Source organism: Streptomyces sp. NPDC054813, assembly GCF_053611365.1.
The window spans coordinates 110095-126302 of record NZ_JBSHAF010000009.1 but is presented as its reverse complement, the minus strand read 5'-3'; the positions used below and the strand labels follow the sequence as shown (position 1 = coordinate 126302).

Sequence of the window (16208 nt, the reverse complement as noted above, 5' to 3'; positions counted from 1 at the left end):
GCGGGGGGGGGCGGGGGGGGGCGCGCCCCCCCCCCCCCCCCCGGGGGGGGCCCCCCCCGCTGGCGCCGGCGCGGGGGGGCGCGCCGGGGCGCGGGCCCCCCCCCGCGAGGTGACTGCGGCACGTGATGCGCGGTGCGGTCGCCTTGATCGCGACACGCGTTTCGGGCGCGGACGCCTCATGCGCTTCGGATGTTGCGGACGTTTCGGACACGATCGCGGTCAACAGGTGCCGGTTCGACCGCTCCCCGGAACCGCCGCGTGATCGCCTTCGGCCGGAAGCCACAGACCTCGGCAACGACGACGGAGAGACCCGACGATCATGAAACCGGACCGAGGCATCAGCCTCAGCCCCACCACCCCCGCCTGATCCGCTAACCTGTCAGGGACCGCCCTCAGCGGCGGTCCGTATCCTTGCCGGAGCGCAGGCGAGTACGCACTCAGAGTATTCAGCCACGCTTCACGCAGGGCCCCGCCTTCGTAGCTCAGGGGATAGAGCACCGCTCTCCTAAAGCGGGTGTCGCAGGTTCGAATCCTGCCGGGGGCACAACGCGTTACCGCTCTGACCTGGGGTTTATCCCCCAGGGAAGGCTCCTAATCGGCCTCGGTCGGACTCCTCGCCACGTTTGCGTGAGCGGTGCGTGAGCGGACGGAGAGTTGATCTCCGAAATTGCTCCCAACGGATCAGCATCATCCGGCACGGACTCCGGGCCGGAATGCTCCGCGTCGTCGGGCTCGGCCTCCCCTTCGGGGGCGGTGTTTTCGGAGGCGGCGCGGGCGCGCGGGACGAGCCGGGCTGCGGCCTCGGCGATCGCCAGGTCCGCTTCGGGGAGCAGGCTCGTGTACGTGTCGGCCGTGAGGGTGATCGAGGAGTGGCCGAGCATCTCCTGGATGTCCTTCAGGTCGGCCCCGGCCGCGTGGGCGAGGGTCGCGGCACCGTGGCGGAGGTCGTGGAGCCGGACCGGCGGGAGGTCGATCTCCTCGTACAGTTCGATGAACCGTCGCGTGACGTTGGCGGGGTGGAGCAACTCGCCTTTCTCCTTGGTGAAGACGCGTCCGGTCTCCACCCAGGCGTTCTCCCACTCCTTACGGTCCTTGTCCTGCTGGGCGCGGTGCCGCTTGAGGGCCGTATCGGAGTCGAGGGCGATGGTCCGCGCGCCGGCGTCGGTCTTGGGGTCGTCCTCGTACACCTCGGACTCCCTCTTGCTGCGGCAAGTCGTCGACCAGGGAGCCCAGTTGCCCCTCGCGGCTCTGACCGTGAGCTTCACGCTTGTGGTGATGGTGTGGATCGACTGGGTCCTCACCCTGGTCACCGTCGCCTCGCTCGCGCTCGTGACCATCGTGATCTCCCTGATTCTGGCCCGGGTGAAATCCAATGTCACCGGTCAGCAGGTCGCAATCGGGAAGATCGCCCAGAGGTTCACTTCGAACCTCGACGCGCTCAGGACCATCAAGGCGTACCGAGCCGAGTCTCTGGCGGCCCGTACCTTGGCGGACTTGGGGTGCGTCCTTTGCGGGTGGACGTAAGGGAGCGGCGGTTGATCAGCACCACACCGCTGATGATGACGATGCCGCCCACCACTTCTAGGAGATGGGGGATCTCGGACAGCCAAACGAACGAGACGATGAGCGCGACCGGCGGCACCAGGTACAGGGCGGCCGTGGAAACCGCCAGCGGCAGCCGGGCAACGGCGTAGCCCCAGATGACGAATCCCACGGCAGAGGGCAGAAGACCGAGATACACCACCGATACCAGCGCCCCGAGCGGGGCTTCAGCCACGACGTGCAATGTCGCCGGAAGCAGCGGAAGCGCAAAGACTGTCCCCGCCACCATCGCGTACGTGGCGACCTCCACGCCGCTGTAGCGGCGCAGGAGGGGCTTGGAGACGAAGTGGTAAACACCCTGCACGACAGCGGCGGCGAAGACCACGAGCGCACCGCCGGAGAAACCTGTGGAGCCACCGCCGAGCGCGACGATCACTGAACCGCCGATGGCGACACCACTGCCAATGAACACTGGACGCGTCACCGGCTCCGACAGGAACGCCCTGCCCAGCAGAACGCTGAAGACCGGTGCGATGGCAATCAGCATGCTCGCGGTCCCCGCGGAGACATGGACCTCGCCCCAGTTGAGCAGTACCTGGTAGGCGGTCATGCCGGTTGCTCCGGCAAGTGCGATCAGCGGCAGATCCTGGCGCCGCGGGCGCCTCACACCCAGGAACGGCGCGACCGCTGCCAGGGCAACCGCGGCGATGGCCAGCCGCAGGAACGACAGCGCCGCCACACCCAGGCCGTCGACTCCGACACGGATGGCCGGGAACGCCGAAGCCCAGAGCACGACGACGCCCATCAGGGCGAGGAAGCTGCGGGAGCCGGTGTGAGCGTTCATGCCTCTTACGATGCGCCGAGTAAAGCAAAAGATCCAGTTAGCTTTTCTTGGCCAATACAGAAGGGCGGTTAAATTGTCCGAGGTGGGGCACGGGCAAGGAACCGGGTCGGGCCGCGGACGCCCGGGGGACGCCGGGAGAACGGAGGCCTCGCGGCTACTACGCCCTGGGCGTGATCGTTCATCCTCCTGAAGGCGCGTCTGCCGATCCAGCTCCGGCCGAGAGGCCACCCCTCCCCGGGCCGGCCACCGGCGGAGGCCGGTTCGCGCGTGGTCGGGAGCGGCGCCGGATGCGGCGGCGTCGGCCTCTGGTCAGATGTATGAGCGCTCCACTCATGTCCGCCTCGCGCCTGCGCGCCGGGGGGACAGCGATGCAGCCGGGCGGGCGTCGGGGGCGGGAAGGACCGGCGGATGGCTATGCTTGATGGTTCAGGCGCGATGCATTAGGGAATCTTCATGCTTGATGTCAGACGGCTCCGGGTCCTGCAGTATCTGGCCACCCACGGCACGGTTGCGGCCGCGGCGCAGGCGTTGTATCTGACCGCTCCCGCCATCTCCCAGCAACTCGCGGCGTTGGAACGGGAAGTGGGTATGCCCGTCGTGGAGAAGCAGGGGCGCACCTTGCGCCTGACCCCTGTCGGCGAGCTACTGGTGTCCCACGCTGAAATCGTGCTCGGCGACCTGGCTGCAGCCGAGTCCGCTCTGGAGGCCATTCGCGGTGGCGGCCACGGCATCGTGCGTATCGCCGCCTTCGCCTCCGCGGCCCGTACCCTGATCGCTCCCGTATGGGAGCGGATCCTGGGCGCGGGTGAGGAAGCAGACGTCAGCTTGATGCTGGAGCTCGTTGAGCAAGAGCCCGACGCCGCTTTGGAGGCGTTGCGCCGAGGGGACGTCGATCTGGCCGTCGTCCACGGGTACACGGTTTTGCCGCGCGATTTCCCCACCGGGTGCGAGCAGACCAAACTCCTTGAGGAACCCGTCCTGCTCGCGCTCCACCCCGATCACGCCACCCGCATGGGCATCGGACCGGGCGAGACCGTGGACCTGGCACAACTCTCCGACAACCCTTGGCTTACCCCCGGCCCGGAGACGTCCTGCCACGAGATGATCCAGCGGGCCTGCGGCGCCGCCGGATTCGTTCCAGCCATCCGGTCCCGCAGCAGCGACTTCTCCGTGCTGGCGGCACTGGTTGCCGCTGGGGCGGGAGTAGCACTCCTGCCTCGCATGGCCCTACCGGAGGCGACACCGGGGCCGATCAGCCTCCACCCCCTCCTCCACCCCGTGACCCGTACGGTGTACACCGTCAGTCGGAGCGGCACGTCTCGGCGCCCTGACATCCGCTACTTCGGGGAGCTCCTGCAACAGGTGGCCCAAACAGCGATCCAGCAGGAGGTCAACGCCTAGGTGTAATGCCCTGTGAGACACCTCAGGGTTCTGACTCGTCAAGCGGCGGCAGCGAGTTCGACGGGGAAAGCGCTATGTTCGTCGAACAGCTTGCGGTGCTGGAGGCAGTGGTAGAGCTGCCCGAGGATGCGGTTGAAGAGGTTTCTCCGGTCGGCAGCGTGCCAGTCTGCGTGGTCGTCGCGGCGCCTTCGGTAGTGGGCTTTGGCGCCGGGTGATGCAGTAATGGCGGAGAAGGCCCAGAGGTAGCCGGCGTGCTTGAGCCGGTCGTTCTTCACCCACCGCCGCGTGATGCTCGACTTCTTCCCGGAGGCCCTGGTAGATGGGCGAGGAGCCGGCGTACGCCTTGAGGCCGCGGGCGTCGGCGAACCGGGTGCGGTCGTCGCCGATCTCGGCCAGCACCCGGGCGCCGAGCTGGACGCCGAGGCCGGGGAAAAGCCGACCGACGATACGGTACGGGCCGATCCGGGAGGGGGTGCCAGGGCGGATCATCCTCAGGCGAACCTGATCGGGTCCTGGCCGCTGCCGAGCCAGTCGTAATCTCGCCTGCCGGTCGCCCCTACTTGCCATGCCCGCCCTCCCCTGAGCCCAGCCCGTAAGGGCGCGTGAGCAACTTGCCCAGCCGTCACCTGACTTGCAACGGCTCACACGGGATCTCCACGGGCCTGCGGTGCACAGCACGGGCGACGGGGCCCTCATCGCCCGGCTCGTCGTGGCAGTGCAGGGAGCCGTGCGCCAGCCTGGCTGTGCACCTGTGTGACTTACCGCCCGTGCGGGTGAGTTGACGACGAATCGCCGGGCGCGTCGGACACCGGGCTCGCTACGAAGAGGCACGACTGTTTGTGATCTTCGGAGGGATCTTCGTGCACTCCCCTCGTGTCGCAGGTGCAGCCGTCCGCCCCGTAGCGCGACCAGGTGGCGCACCTCGTTCAGTAGCACGGCGTCGGCCTCGCCGCGCACCCGGTACAGCATGACGACGTCGCCGGGCGCCTCCTCCAGCATGACCCGCACGGGCGTGATCCCCCCACACCCCCGGCGATCAGTAGGGTGCCGGGCCAGGTCCGGCGCAGCAAGGTGAACACCACGTGCAGTCCCTTCACGAAGGCGCGGCTGCCGGCCGGGACGTTCCGCAGGCCGGCGCTGGTTCCTCACTTGTCGTGGGCTCGCTGGTCGGATGCCGGCCAACGGGGAGGGTGTGAGCGAGAGCAGCATGCCGGACGGACGGCAGACAGTACGCTGAATCCAGCGGGATCGGGCCCGCAGCACAGCGTCCGGGAGGTGCTTCATGACGGCCGAGATGGTGGCCCCGGCGTGGATGCATGAGCAGATCACCGCGGAGGAGTACGAGTCCTGGTCCGAGGAGCAGTGCGCCGGTATCGAGATCGTGGACGGGATGGTCGTCGTGAGTCCGAGTGCGTCCAAGCGGCACAACCGTCTGGCCCGGATTCTGGCGAACGCCCTGGATGCCGCCGCGGGCCCGGAGTGGAACGCTGACACGGACTTCGACGTCCGGCTTCAGGACGTCCCGCTGACCAATCGCCGCCCGGATGTCGTCGTGTACCGCGCAGACACGATCGACATCACTCCTACCCGCCCTGAGCACGTGCTGCTGGTCGCGGAGGTGGTGTCGCCAGGCTCGGAGACCACGGACCGAATCGTGAAGGTCGACCAGTACGCCAAGGCAGGCATCGGCTTCTACTGGCGGATCGAGCAGGCCGCGACAGGCGTTCCTCTCGTGTACACCTACGTTCTCGACCCCGCGACGAAGACCTACCGGGACGGAGACGTGTTCACCGGCGTCCTCAAGGTAGTGGCCCCGTTCCCGGTGGAGATCGACCTCGGGCAGGTCTGACTCACGCGCTGCTCAGCAGCCGACAGCGCGTGAGCGATGCGTGAGCGGACAGCCCGACACAGGGCGGCATGAGCCGGAATCAAGTGGCTCGCCGTGCGGTTCTGGCCAGGGGAAACAGCACCGCACGGCAGCGCCAGGCACTCCCCGGCAAGGACTCGACCCCTGGACCGGCTACTGCGAAAGCGGCGCCCCGGTCGTGAGTGACCGCCCCCGTTGATGTCAAAACTGGATGTCAAACCTGACCCGGGAGTGCGTATGGCCCCGCGCTTTAGGAGACTTGGCAACGGCCTGATGATCTGCATCGCCGTGGCTTGGTTCGGCTACCAGGCCCTATATGGCGAGAAGCCTCTACGGGTCGCCTCCATCCTCTTCTTGATCATGGGTGTGGTAACGGCTGGAGGCTGGGTCCTCGATCACGTCCGCCCTCGACCGAAGCGGCGACGTGCATATGAGCGGGACGCTGGAGCCCAGGACTCACAGGCCGCGGGAGAGCCGACCAAGTGACTTGTCCCAGGTCAACTGGTAAGCGGATACGCCGTCTTCCAAACTGGCGGCACGGCGCGAAGGCCGGGCGGTCTGTCGCCCCCGCACAGCTGGGTAGTAGAAGCGACAGGGACTGCGGTCGCCGGTGCGTCGGGTGCATGATGATCCAATGACTTCTTGGCTGAGCACCCGGAGCACATGGTTGCTGGTACTGCTCCTGTGGGCGATCGGACTGACAGCCGCCCTGATCGGAATTGCGTTCGATCGAGCCTTCCTTGAACACCCCCCTCTGAGGCCCTTCGCTTCCGACTTCCCTATGACAGTAGGCGGCACTTTCTTCGTCGCCGTCGCCAGCGCCGGGGGGCTGCGTCGTAGACGACCGCGGCAGGACCGATGAGGTGGAGCCGGTTGCCGCTCAGCAGCGAAGTACAGCAACCGCCACAACCGCAGTCGGCCATTCCTGCGCGTACGCGGCTGGCTGGCCAGCGCAGCAAACCTCAGCGACCGGCGCGCCCGAAGTTCGCATCGAGGGGACCGGGGCAGGGTCCCCAGCTTGTCAAGACCACGAGCGGGGGCTGACACCAACAAGCACGAACAGCAGCGGTCAGCGCTGGACCGCAGTGGACGATCGGCCGAGGCGCAGGGCCCGTTGGCCGACGTTGACAGACCCCCGTGATCGACCTGATAAGGATGCGGTCAGACCGCAAAGGCCGAGCCGTCGGGGCGCCACCTCCAACCGGTAGCTGACGCCCCCTTGGCTTGATCAGTCCCTGAGATTCCACTGACCTTGCGACGAAGGTCACTCACCGCATGCGTGCTGTTGCCCCCCCCGTACGCGGATTCCTGCTGACCTGCGAGGTCGTTGACCTGTGTGGGAGCTCCTCGCTGTCCGCGATTCCCCGTGGTTCCCCGCTTGTCTCCTGGTGATCGGGCACGCAGGGGGCACGCCGCTGGGGGAACAGGCTGCACCTACGTCGAACCATCAGGTTGTCGGTTTGCTGTGGACGTGGGGAGGCGGCGTGAAGGTTCCAGGGGCCTTGATCGGCTCTCGGGTGGAGCGCACAGCATTTGATCAGCAGGTGCGGCTGATCCTGTGCGCCCTCGATCCGGTCGAGGGGTGCCGGCTGGATGCCGAGTTGGTAGTGGAGACGCCGTTCCTGTTCCGGGATGCTGCTGGCGAGTGGCACGAGCTGGACCCCGGCACAGGTGTGAGCCTCGAGCCTGTTCTAGCGCTGTACGGGCAGTCGGTCACCGCGGTCGACGTGCGTGACCATGGTGCGTTGGTCATCGACTTTCAAGATGGCGCAGGACTCTGGATCGGGCCAGACCCGCAATTTGAGTCCTGGCATCTGACCGGACACGGGATCGACCCGATCACGGTCGGTCCTGGCGGCTAGGACGACTGGGTGCGCTGACTGGCGACACATGACCTGTGCCTCGCGAGAGTCGGCGACGACTGGTACATGGGGCAGCTCAACACCGACGGCTCAGTCATCTGCCGGGCCTCCTACGGCCCTGATCTGGGCGAAGCCATCCGAGAGGTGTGAAGCTGCCCGGCAGCCGTCCTGATCACTTTCGGAACACGGGGCGGCAGCCCTGCTCACAAACCCAGCCCGATTTCCTGACCCACTCGGCTCCCGAGTTGCCGAGGACTTTCGTTGCTTCAAGACTGGGCTCGAGGGTGTTGCCCCATCCGCTTCCGACAGGGCACCGCCGGCCTGCGCGCCGTGGCTGTCGTGGTGCCCGCGCCCTCTGCCGGAAGGATGCACAGTGGACGATTCTGCTTCGGAGCCCCAGGACATACATCGCAGAAGGGTTCTGGGGCTGCACGGTCCTGCGGACGGCGCCGCGCCGGTGGCGCCGGCTGGTGGCAGTGGGGCCACCGGGCCCACACCGTTCAAGGTGGACATACCGGACCATGTTCTCGGGGAGATCAAGCGCCGAGTCGTAGACTGCAACTTTCCCCGAACAGGTCCGACGGGGTGGGACATCGGTCCGGACCACGCGTCCATGCGGCGACTCGGAGACTACTGGTGCACGGGTTACGACTGGCGGGCTCAGGAACGCCGCATCAATCGTTTCCCCCAGTACCGTGTTGCCATATCCGGGGATCTTCTGCATTACGTTCATGTGCAGGCTCCCGGGAGCAACGGCAAGGTCCTGGTGATCCTTCACGGATGGCCGTACACCTTCGCATCCCTTCTCGGCCTCGTCGACCCTCTGATACACCCGGAGCGCCACGGCGGCAGCGCCCGGGACACAGTGGACGTGGTCATCCCCTCCCTGCCCGGGTTCGCCTTCTCCGAGAGCGCGCAGACCCCGATCGGGCCCCGTGCGATGGCGGGCCGGATCGACACGCTCGTGACCGAGGTTCTGGGCTACAACTCCTACCGCGCCCACGGCGGCGACTGGGGTGGCTACATTGCGAGCTGGCTCGGATACGAGCATCCCCGGTGCGTTGCCGTCGACCTCACGGTGTCCCTTCGCAACAGCGGCCTGCACACAGGGATCGTGGATCCTGGGGTCGGCGAGATCTCGCCCGAGGACCGCGCGAAGACTATCGAGGCACAGGGAACGCTCCAGAGGTCGTTCGCGTACTTCCAGCAGCAGGGCTACCGGCCCACCACGATCGGCTACTTCAGCGACTCCCCGGTCGGTACAGCCCAGTGGATCATCGACAAGTACTACCTCTGGAGTGACCGCCGTATCCGCAGCTTCGAGCAGATCTTCAGCATGGACCAGCTGCTCACCGAGGTCATGCTCTACGTCGCCACCGACTCCTTCGCCACCGGGCTTTGGGTGTACGAAGGCGCCTACGAGGAGAACGGCAACACTCTTCCGCAAGGCGCCCGTGTCGAACGGCCCACCGGCTTTTCCGCCTTCCCCGACCCCTTTGTGCCGCCTCCCACCCGCGCGGAGCTGCAGAAGGTCTACGACGTAGTGCAGTACGCACAGTTCGACAGCGGGGGCCACTTCCCTTTCTACGAGAACCCGTCAGCCCTCCTCCAGGGCATTGGAGAATTCCTGCAGGTCACCACCGGTCTGACGAGCTAGGGGGCTGCTCCGCCACACCTGCCGTCCGGCGCCCGTAGGCCAGGGTGGTTGCCCTGGCCCTCGTCTCGGTCGTCGGACGGATCGGTCAGGCGGCGGCGTGGTAAATGGACTTGGACTGTAGGTAGGCGGCCAGGTCTTCGGGGCCGAGTTCCCGGCCGATTCTGCTGTGCTTGTAGCCGCCGAACGGTGCGAGCAGGTCGATCTTGTAGCCGTTGACGCCGATGGTGCCGCAGCCGAAGAGGTGGAGGGTCGAGCAGACCTACGGGATCCTCATACTGCACCGGCGCCTGGTCCGCGACTACGAACACCGCCCGGCCTCCTCCGCGTCCCGCGTCTACTGGGCGATGACCCAGGTCATGGCCCGCCGGCTCACCGGCGCGAACACCCCCACCTGGCGCGACCCGCAGACGGTCACCGCGTGAACATCCAGCCCCTGCTCGACACGCTCGGCATCCAGGAGGACGCCGCCCGGGCCCTGGCCGACGACCTCCGCACACAGATCACCGAACTGCAGGCACGGCTGCGGGAAGCCGAGACCCACCTCGAGCACCTGGCCATCACCCGAAAGACCGTCACCGCCCTCAGCGAACGGCTCCCCGCCCACCCGGTCTCGCCCGACCTGCCCGGGCACCAGCCAAACTGCTGTTCCAGATCTTCACCGAACGCGAGGAACGCAAGGCCACCGCCGTCGCCTCGAACGCGCCGTTCGGCGAGTGGGACAAGACGTTCACCGACCCCCTGCTCTGCGCGGCCGTCGCCGACCGCCTCACCTTCAAGTGCACCCTCATCGAGACCGGCACAGACTTCTACCGCCTCGCCACCACCGAAGCTGGGCAGGCCAGAAACACCTGAACCCACTCAGTCCCGCCGCACCAAGGGCGTCGAAACGACCACCGTCGCCTCGACGCCTGCACCGCGGCCCGGCTGAAGATCGCCGCCTGGATCACCGGCTTCTACAACACCCACCGACTACACAGCGTGTGTGGGTACCGCAGCCCGATCGACTGCGAACAAGACCACCGGGCCGGCTCCGACCTGGAGCTGGCCGCATAAAAGATCTCCACATTCGAGGCGCGCGCGATCAAGAGCTACATCAAGGACCAGGAGTACGACACCAAGTACCCCGACCTGGGCGTCCTCGCCGCCTTCTCGGGTTCGCTCACCATCGACGGCGAGGAGACCACGGCATCTCCGCCGTCCAGACCCTGTCCCGGCTGAACCGGACCGCCGAGCGCAAGACCCAGGCCGCCCCACCCCGCCGGCCGTCCGCGCCCACGACGGCGTGAAACTCGTCTAGCCCGAACCCGCTGCACATGGCGGCCTACCAGCGCGAAGGAACTTGTATGCACGAGTATACGAGTCGAGTCCGAGTCTGGGGACTGACTTGCCCAGGATTTCCGGAAGAGGTCAGCCGGGCCCGCCGCTGGACGAGAGACATCCTGCGCGGATCGCCCCTGGCCGACGACGCGGCCCTGATCGTGAGCGAGCTGAGCACGAACGCACTCCAGCACACGAGCAGCGGCGGGGAACGCGGAAGCTTCCACCTGGCCCTGGCGGTCGCACCACAGGTCATCGCGCTGTCGGTCACGGACGACGGAGGAGGAGGCGCCCCGAAGGTCGAGCACCAGGACCAGGACGCCGAGCACGGCCGGGGCCTGGGCATGGTCAGCGCCCTCGCACACCGGGTCGTCGTCCAGGGCGCCCACGGCGGCTACACCGTCACCGCAGAACTCTTCGTGAACGCCCAACGAGGAGGCCACCCGTGCTGATGGACAAGCCCCGATGGGGTTTCTGGTGCGAGTGCTGGACCGAGGACCTCACCGACGGGATGCAGTGGCCGGCACTCCGGGCATCCTTCGACGCCTACTCCGCACCCCAGGCAGACAGATGGGGCGCCATCGCACTCCGCACGATCTCACCGGCACTCGACCCGGACGCCTCGGACGAGGTGTGGGCATGGCTCCACGACGGCCGCGCGGAAACCCGACGAGTCCTGCTGCGCTTAGAGCCCTGCACGGTGTCAGTCACCCAGGCCAACACTCGCATTACGTGGACGATCCGACCGGTCATCTTTCTGCCGATAGCCCACCGCCAAGTGGTCGAACTCCCAGCCTGCGCATACGCCTTCGAGCCCTGTGCCCGGGGCGTCTAGGTTTCAGTTGATGCTTGACGGTCCGGCGTCTCAACTGTGAGGCCGGGCCTCAGGCACGCGCGGCTGCATGAGTGCCTGCAGCGCCACTCCACCACTCAGGCAGCGTCTATTCTTCCGCCTCCACAGCCCGCGTCACCGCTTCCCTCATCCCATGCCACCCCCGGGGCCGCTGCGGCGCCAACCGTGCGACCACGCGGCCCAGCCACTCGGGGTCGCCCAGGAGGTGCGCCTGCCCGGCGTCGATGACCTGCATCGTCAGTGTCTGTAGGAAGACCAGATGGGCGCCGGGATAGTGGCGGGGGTGCCGGTCGAAGCGGGCGGTCCAGTTCTCGTAGGGGTGGCGCAGGGTCATGTGCAGGTAGCCACTGCCGCGCCCACGCCAAGGGCCCGGCAGGCCACCGAGGAGCCCCCCGAACCCATTCGAACCCCTGAGCAGCCGCCCGCCGGCCGCCCTCTCCGCAGGGCGTTCGGACGTCGCGGCACCCGCCCGGGACGCAGCTGTGCAGTATGCCGGATTGAGGGCGGGTTCCTCGGTGATCCCGGCGGGTGCGCCACGTGCCGGGCGTCGGGCCGCGCTGGGCGTGCGATGCTGGAATCCTGGAGCGCGCCGGGTCTTCGGGCCCCGCGTTCTCACCGGGCGTGACGGCGCCAGGGCGGCGATGCGTAATGACCGGGCAGCAGTGCCGGGATCGTGAGAACAGCCGGTACCAGGGTGTGCGGAAGGGCTCGCCCTGCCCGGGAGGCGGGGCCGGGTGAGCGTCTCCGCTCCGGCGCAGGAGTCCGTGCTCGCGCCCGGGGTGATGTCGGCGGCGGTCCTGTCGGGGGACGATGTCCTGCGTGAACTCGGTGTCGGCGCCGCCGAAGGTCTCGGCGGCGAGGATGTCGTACGACGGCAGGCGCGGTTCGGCCCCAACGCGGTCGCCACACACCACGCCCGGGTGTTCCCCGTGCTGTGGCATCAACTGCGCTCTCCTCTGCTCGGACTGCTGATGGCGGCCGCTGTCGCGTCCTTCCTGGTGGGCGAGCGGAACGACGCGGTGATCATCGGGCTGATCGTGAGCGCGTCCGTCGGGCTGGGCTTCGTCAACGAGTACCGGGCCGAGCAGGCGGCCGAGGCGCTGCACTCCCAGATCCACCACCAGGCCGTGGCGCTGCGCGACGGCCTGGCGACCCTGGTGGACGTCACGGCGCTGGTCCCCGGTGACGTGGTGGAACTGCGTCTGGGCGACATCGTTCCGGCGGATCTGAGGCTGCTGCGGGTCACCGGTCTGGCGTGCGACGAGTCGGTGCTGACCGGCGAGTCGCTGCCGGTGGACAAGAACCTCGCCGCGGTCGCGGCCGGGACCCCGTTGGCCGAGTTGTCCGGGTGCGCTCTCATGGGCACGGTCGTCCGGACCGGTTCCGCCCGCGGGGTGGTGGTGGCCACCGGGGCGCACACCGAGTTCGGGAAGATCGCCGCCGGGCTCGACACCCACCCGCTCGACACCGAGTTCCAGGTCGGCCTGCGGCGCTTCTCGCTGCTGCTGGTCTACGTCGCGGGCGCGCTGACCACCTCGATCTTCGTGATCAACATCGTCCTGCACAAGCCGGTCATCGACGCGCTGCTGTTCTCGCTGGCCATCGCGGTCGGTATCACCCCGCAGCTGCTGCCCGCGGTCGTCTCGACCAGCCTGGCCGCCGGGTCGCGCCGGATGAGCCGGCGCAAGGTGCTGGTGAAGCGGCTGGTCTGCATCGAGGACCTGGGCGATGTCGATGTCCTGTTCACCGACAAGACCGGCACGCTCACCATGGGCCGCATCGAGTACATGCGCGCCGTCCCCGCCGGCGGCCACGGCTTTGAGGCGGTGGTGCGATGGGGACTGCTCAGTACCGAGAACGCGGCGCGGGATGCGCAGGACATCGGCGGGAACCCGTTGGACCAGGCCCTGTGGCGGTCTGCGGCCACCGCGGGCGAGCGGGCCGCGCTGGACGGCTACACACAGGTAGCGGTGCTGCCCTTCGATCACGAACGGCGCATGGTCTCGGTCCTCGTGCGGGACGGGGACGGGCGTTCGCGTCTGGTCACCAAGGGTGCTCCGGAGACCGTCCTGGACCGCTGCGTCGAGGTCCCGCCCGAAGCCCGTGCGGCGCTGGCGGCGGAGTTCGCCGCAGGGAACCGGGTGGTCGCCGTGGCCACCCGGCCCGTCGCCCCCGGAACGCAGACCGTCGAACCCGACAGTGAGCGGGAACTGAGCCTGGCCGGACTGCTGGTGTTCCTCGACCCGCCCAAGCCGGACGCGGCCACGGCGCTGCGCAGACTCTCCGACCTCGGAATCGCGGTGAAGGTCGTCACCGGCGACAACGCCGCGGTCGCCGCCAAGGTCTGCCACGACCTGGGGCTCACCGACGCGGGCGCGATGACCGGCAGCGAGGTCGACGCCCTGGACGACGCACAGCTGGCCGAGGCGATCACCAGGACCACTGTCTTCGCACGGGTGAGTCCCGAGGCCAAGGCCCGCATCGTGCACGCACAACGGCTCAGCCGCGGCGGCGTGGCGTTCCTGGGCGACGGAGTCAACGACGCACTGGCCCTGCACGCCGCCGACGTGGGCATCTCCGTCGACTCGGCCACCGACGTCGCCAAGGACGCGGCCGACGTCATCCTGCTGGAGAAGGACCTCGACGTCCTCGCGGACGGGGTGTCCGAGGGCCGCAGGATCTTCGCCAACACCATCAAGTACGTACTGATGGGCACGTCCAGCAACTTCGGCAACATGGCCTCCGCCGCGGGCGCCTCGCTGTTCCTCTCCTTCCTGCCGATGCTCCCCTCACAGATCCTGCTGAACAACCTTCTCTACGACAGCAGTCAGCTCGCCATCCCCACCGACAACGTGGACGAGGAACAGCTGCGGAAGCCCTCGCACTGGGACATCGCCTTCATCCGCCGGTTCATGATCTGCTTCGGGCCGCTCAGCTCGGTGTTCGACTTCCTCACCTTCGGCGTCATGCTCTGGGTCTTCCACTCCGGGCCGACCCAGTTCCGCTCCGGCTGGTTCGTCGAGTCGCTGGCCACCCAGACCCTGGTGATCTTCGCCATCCGTACCCGGCGCGTCCCGTTCTTCCGCAGTCACCCCAGCCTGCCGCTGACTCTCGCGGCGCTCGGCGTCGTCCTGGTCGGCACGGTGCTGCCGGCCACTCCGCTCGCCCACGCCCTGGGCTTCCAGCCGCTTCCCGGGGCGTTCTTCACCGCGCTGGTCGGCATGATCCTCGCCTACCTGGTCCTCATCGAAATCGGCAAACGGCTGTTCTACGGCGCCGTGGCAGTGGCACCTCCGGTTCCCCGGCACTACGCCGACCGGCGTCACCTGCGGCGCCGTGCCGGCCGCTTCAGCACTGCCGCGCCCCGCCCCACTCCGGCCGACGGCTCGCCGTGATGCGGACCGTCGGCCCCGCGGCGAGCGGCGGGGCGCGGACAGGGAAGGGGATCACACTGCGGTGACCCGGCAGGCGGACATGCGCCGTGGGTCGCCGCGGGCTCGCGGCTACAGGGGCCCTCACCTGGTCTCGGTCGCCCCACTCGGTGCCGGTACCGAGTGGGGTCGGTCAGGCCGAGGTCCGGTACGGGTGCGGGAGCCGGCGGCACCGTGGCGGGAGTCCTGAGGGCCGGTACGGGTGCGGGAGCCGGCGGCACCGTGGCGGGAGCCGGCGGCACCGTGGCGGCGGCCGCGTTCGCTTCGCGGGCGAGGAAGGAGCCGAGTTCTCCGATGGTGCTCATCAGCGGTGCCGGGAAGTTTTTGTGATCACGCATCTCACCTGCATATTTGATGTAGGTGAGATGCATTCTCGCGTCCGGGGCCCGCTCTGGGCCCGCGATGCCCCCAGGGTCGTGGCGAGGGCCCCCCGCTCAGCCGCCCACCCGCAGCAGTAGCTTGCCCGTGCTCGTCCGTGCCCCCATCAACCGGTGCGCCTCCGCCGCCTCCTCCAGAGCGAACTCCGCCGTGACCGGCAGCGACACCGTGCCGTCCGCCACCTTCGCGAAGGCCCGCTCGGTCAGCGTGCGCAGCTCCGCCGGAGCCGTACGCGCCAGGGTCAGGATCGAGAAGCCAGCCACCGAGAGGCCCAGCGGGTAGAGCTCCGGCTGCCCCACGCTCCACGGCTCTGCGGAGCTCGCGTTGCCGAAGGAGACCAGGCGGCCGCGGGGCGCGAGGGAGACGAGGCTCGCCTTGAACGTCTCACCGCCGACCGGGTCGAGGGCAAGGTCGACGCCGCGGCCGTCGGTCGACGCCCGTACCGCCTCCGCGAACTCACCGACGAAGACCTCGTCGTAGCCGTGCTCGCGTGCGTACGCCGCCTTGGCCTCACTCGACACCACCCCGTACACCGCCCCGGCACCGGCCGCCTCGGCCAACTGGCCCACTGCCGTGCCGATGCCGCCGGCCGCGCCCTGCACCAGCACGGTCTCGCCCGGCTGCAGCCGGCCCACCGCGTGCACCAGGGCGTACGCCGTCGGCAGGACCGTGGGCAGCGTGGCGGCCGTACGCAGGTCGACGCCCCGGGGCAGGGGGAAGACGGCTGTTGCGTCGGCGATCGTCACCTCCGCGTAGGCGCCGCCGTCCGTCAGGGCGGTCACCTCCTGTCCCACGGCCAGGCCCTCGACGCCCGGACCGACCGCCCGCACCCGCCCGGACACCTCAAGTCCCGGCACGCACGGCAACCGCGGTACCCGGTAGCCCTCCGCGCGGGCCTTGAGGTCGGCGAAGTTCACCCCGGTATAGGCCACGTCGATGCTCACCCGGCCAGGGTCCGGCTCGGGGACCGGCACCTCGACCACCTTCAGGACCTCGGGACCGCCGTACTCCTGGAACTCGACCGCGCGCATGGCACAGCACCTCTCAGCGAGTGTT

13 protein-coding genes, 1 tRNA gene and 3 pseudogenes are annotated in these 16208 nt (G+C 68.5%); 11 read left to right on the top strand and 6 right to left on the bottom strand.

Features of this window, described 5'->3' with window-relative positions:
- Window positions 1-471 precede the first annotated feature (471 nt).
- A tRNA-Arg gene (locus ACWGJB_RS19900) sits at window positions 472-544 on the top strand.
- 7 nt (window positions 545-551) lie between these two features.
- Here ACWGJB_RS19900 and ACWGJB_RS19895 read toward each other — a convergent pair.
- Window positions 552-1373 (bottom strand): tyrosine-type recombinase/integrase, encoded by an 822-nt coding sequence (locus tag ACWGJB_RS19895; RefSeq protein WP_453381460.1) that lies wholly within the window; start codon window positions 1371-1373, stop codon window positions 552-554.
- Here ACWGJB_RS19895 and ACWGJB_RS19890 point away from each other — a divergent pair.
- Window positions 1276-1524 carry an ABC transporter transmembrane domain-containing protein gene (locus ACWGJB_RS19890; RefSeq protein ID WP_453381459.1) on the top strand — a complete coding sequence of 83 codons (249 nt, stop codon included), beginning with the start codon at window positions 1276-1278 and terminating at the stop codon, window positions 1522-1524. The two genes, ACWGJB_RS19895 and ACWGJB_RS19890, sit on opposite strands and share 98 nt — an antisense overlap.
- Here the strand turns inward: ACWGJB_RS19890 and ACWGJB_RS19885 are convergent.
- The gene (locus ACWGJB_RS19885; protein ID WP_453381458.1) at window positions 1448-2386 is read right to left on the bottom strand and encodes a DMT family transporter; all 939 of its coding nucleotides are present in this window, start codon (window positions 2384-2386) and stop codon (window positions 1448-1450) included. The two genes, ACWGJB_RS19890 and ACWGJB_RS19885, sit on opposite strands and share 77 nt — an antisense overlap.
- Before the next feature lie 453 nt (window positions 2387-2839).
- On the opposite strand from ACWGJB_RS19885, the gene ACWGJB_RS19880 reads away from it, so the two are divergent.
- Window positions 2840-3787: a LysR family transcriptional regulator gene (locus ACWGJB_RS19880; protein ID WP_453381457.1), complete on the top strand. Its 948-nt coding sequence runs from the start codon at window positions 2840-2842 to the stop codon at window positions 3785-3787.
- A gap of 38 nt (window positions 3788-3825) precedes the next feature.
- Here ACWGJB_RS19880 and ACWGJB_RS19875 read toward each other — a convergent pair.
- Window positions 3826-4219, bottom strand: a pseudogene (locus tag ACWGJB_RS19875) (transposase); the annotation flags it as partial.
- Between the two features lie 850 nt (window positions 4220-5069).
- Here ACWGJB_RS19875 and ACWGJB_RS19870 point away from each other — a divergent pair.
- From ACWGJB_RS19870 to ACWGJB_RS19860, 3 genes are all read left to right on the top strand, one after another.
- Entirely contained in the window at window positions 5070-5636 is a 567-nt protein-coding gene (locus ACWGJB_RS19870) for a Uma2 family endonuclease (protein WP_453381456.1), read from the top strand.
- A 1502-nt stretch (window positions 5637-7138) separates the two neighbouring features.
- Window positions 7139-7516: a DUF6188 family protein gene (locus tag ACWGJB_RS19865; protein ID WP_453381455.1), complete on the top strand. Its 378-nt coding sequence runs from the start codon at window positions 7139-7141 to the stop codon at window positions 7514-7516.
- A gap of 373 nt (window positions 7517-7889) precedes the next feature.
- Window positions 7890-9173, top strand: a complete 1284-nt coding sequence (locus ACWGJB_RS19860; RefSeq protein WP_453381454.1) for an epoxide hydrolase family protein — start codon at window positions 7890-7892, stop codon at window positions 9171-9173.
- 85 nt (window positions 9174-9258) lie between these two features.
- Here ACWGJB_RS19860 and ACWGJB_RS19855 read toward each other — a convergent pair whose 3' ends face one another.
- Window positions 9259-9369, bottom strand: a complete 111-nt coding sequence (locus tag ACWGJB_RS19855; protein WP_453381655.1) for an aldehyde dehydrogenase family protein — start codon at window positions 9367-9369, stop codon at window positions 9259-9261.
- A 28-nt stretch (window positions 9370-9397) separates the two neighbouring features.
- Between ACWGJB_RS19855 and ACWGJB_RS19850 the strand changes: the two are divergent.
- From ACWGJB_RS19850 to ACWGJB_RS19835, 4 genes and pseudogenes are all read left to right on the top strand, one after another.
- A pseudogene (locus ACWGJB_RS19850) lies at window positions 9398-9595 on the top strand (IS5/IS1182 family transposase); the annotation flags it as partial.
- A 202-nt stretch (window positions 9596-9797) separates the two neighbouring features.
- A pseudogene (locus ACWGJB_RS19845) lies at window positions 9798-10025 on the top strand (ATP-binding protein); the annotation flags it as partial.
- A gap of 491 nt (window positions 10026-10516) precedes the next feature.
- Entirely contained in the window at window positions 10517-10942 is a 426-nt protein-coding gene (locus ACWGJB_RS19840; protein ID WP_453381453.1) for an ATP-binding protein, read from the top strand.
- On the top strand, window positions 10936-11325 hold the full coding sequence (locus ACWGJB_RS19835; RefSeq protein WP_453381452.1) for a hypothetical protein: 390 nt from the start codon (window positions 10936-10938) through the stop codon (window positions 11323-11325). Before ACWGJB_RS19840 ends, ACWGJB_RS19835 begins: the two co-directional genes overlap by 7 nt.
- 106 nt (window positions 11326-11431) lie before the next feature.
- Here ACWGJB_RS19835 and ACWGJB_RS19830 read toward each other — a convergent pair whose 3' ends face one another.
- A complete protein-coding gene (locus tag ACWGJB_RS19830) occupies window positions 11432-11677 on the bottom strand; it encodes a hypothetical protein (RefSeq protein ID WP_453381451.1) in 246 nt (81 codons plus the stop codon).
- 400 nt (window positions 11678-12077) lie between these two features.
- On the opposite strand from ACWGJB_RS19830, the gene mgtA reads away from it, so the two are divergent.
- A complete protein-coding gene (gene mgtA, locus ACWGJB_RS19825; protein ID WP_453381450.1) occupies window positions 12078-14738 on the top strand; it encodes a magnesium-translocating P-type ATPase in 2661 nt (886 codons plus the stop codon).
- A 470-nt stretch (window positions 14739-15208) separates the two neighbouring features.
- On the opposite strand, the gene ACWGJB_RS19820 is transcribed toward mgtA, so the two are convergent.
- Window positions 15209-16183, bottom strand: coding sequence for a quinone oxidoreductase family protein (locus ACWGJB_RS19820; protein ID WP_453381449.1), 975 nt, complete (start codon window positions 16181-16183; stop codon window positions 15209-15211).
- Window positions 16184-16208: the final 25 nt, after the last annotated feature.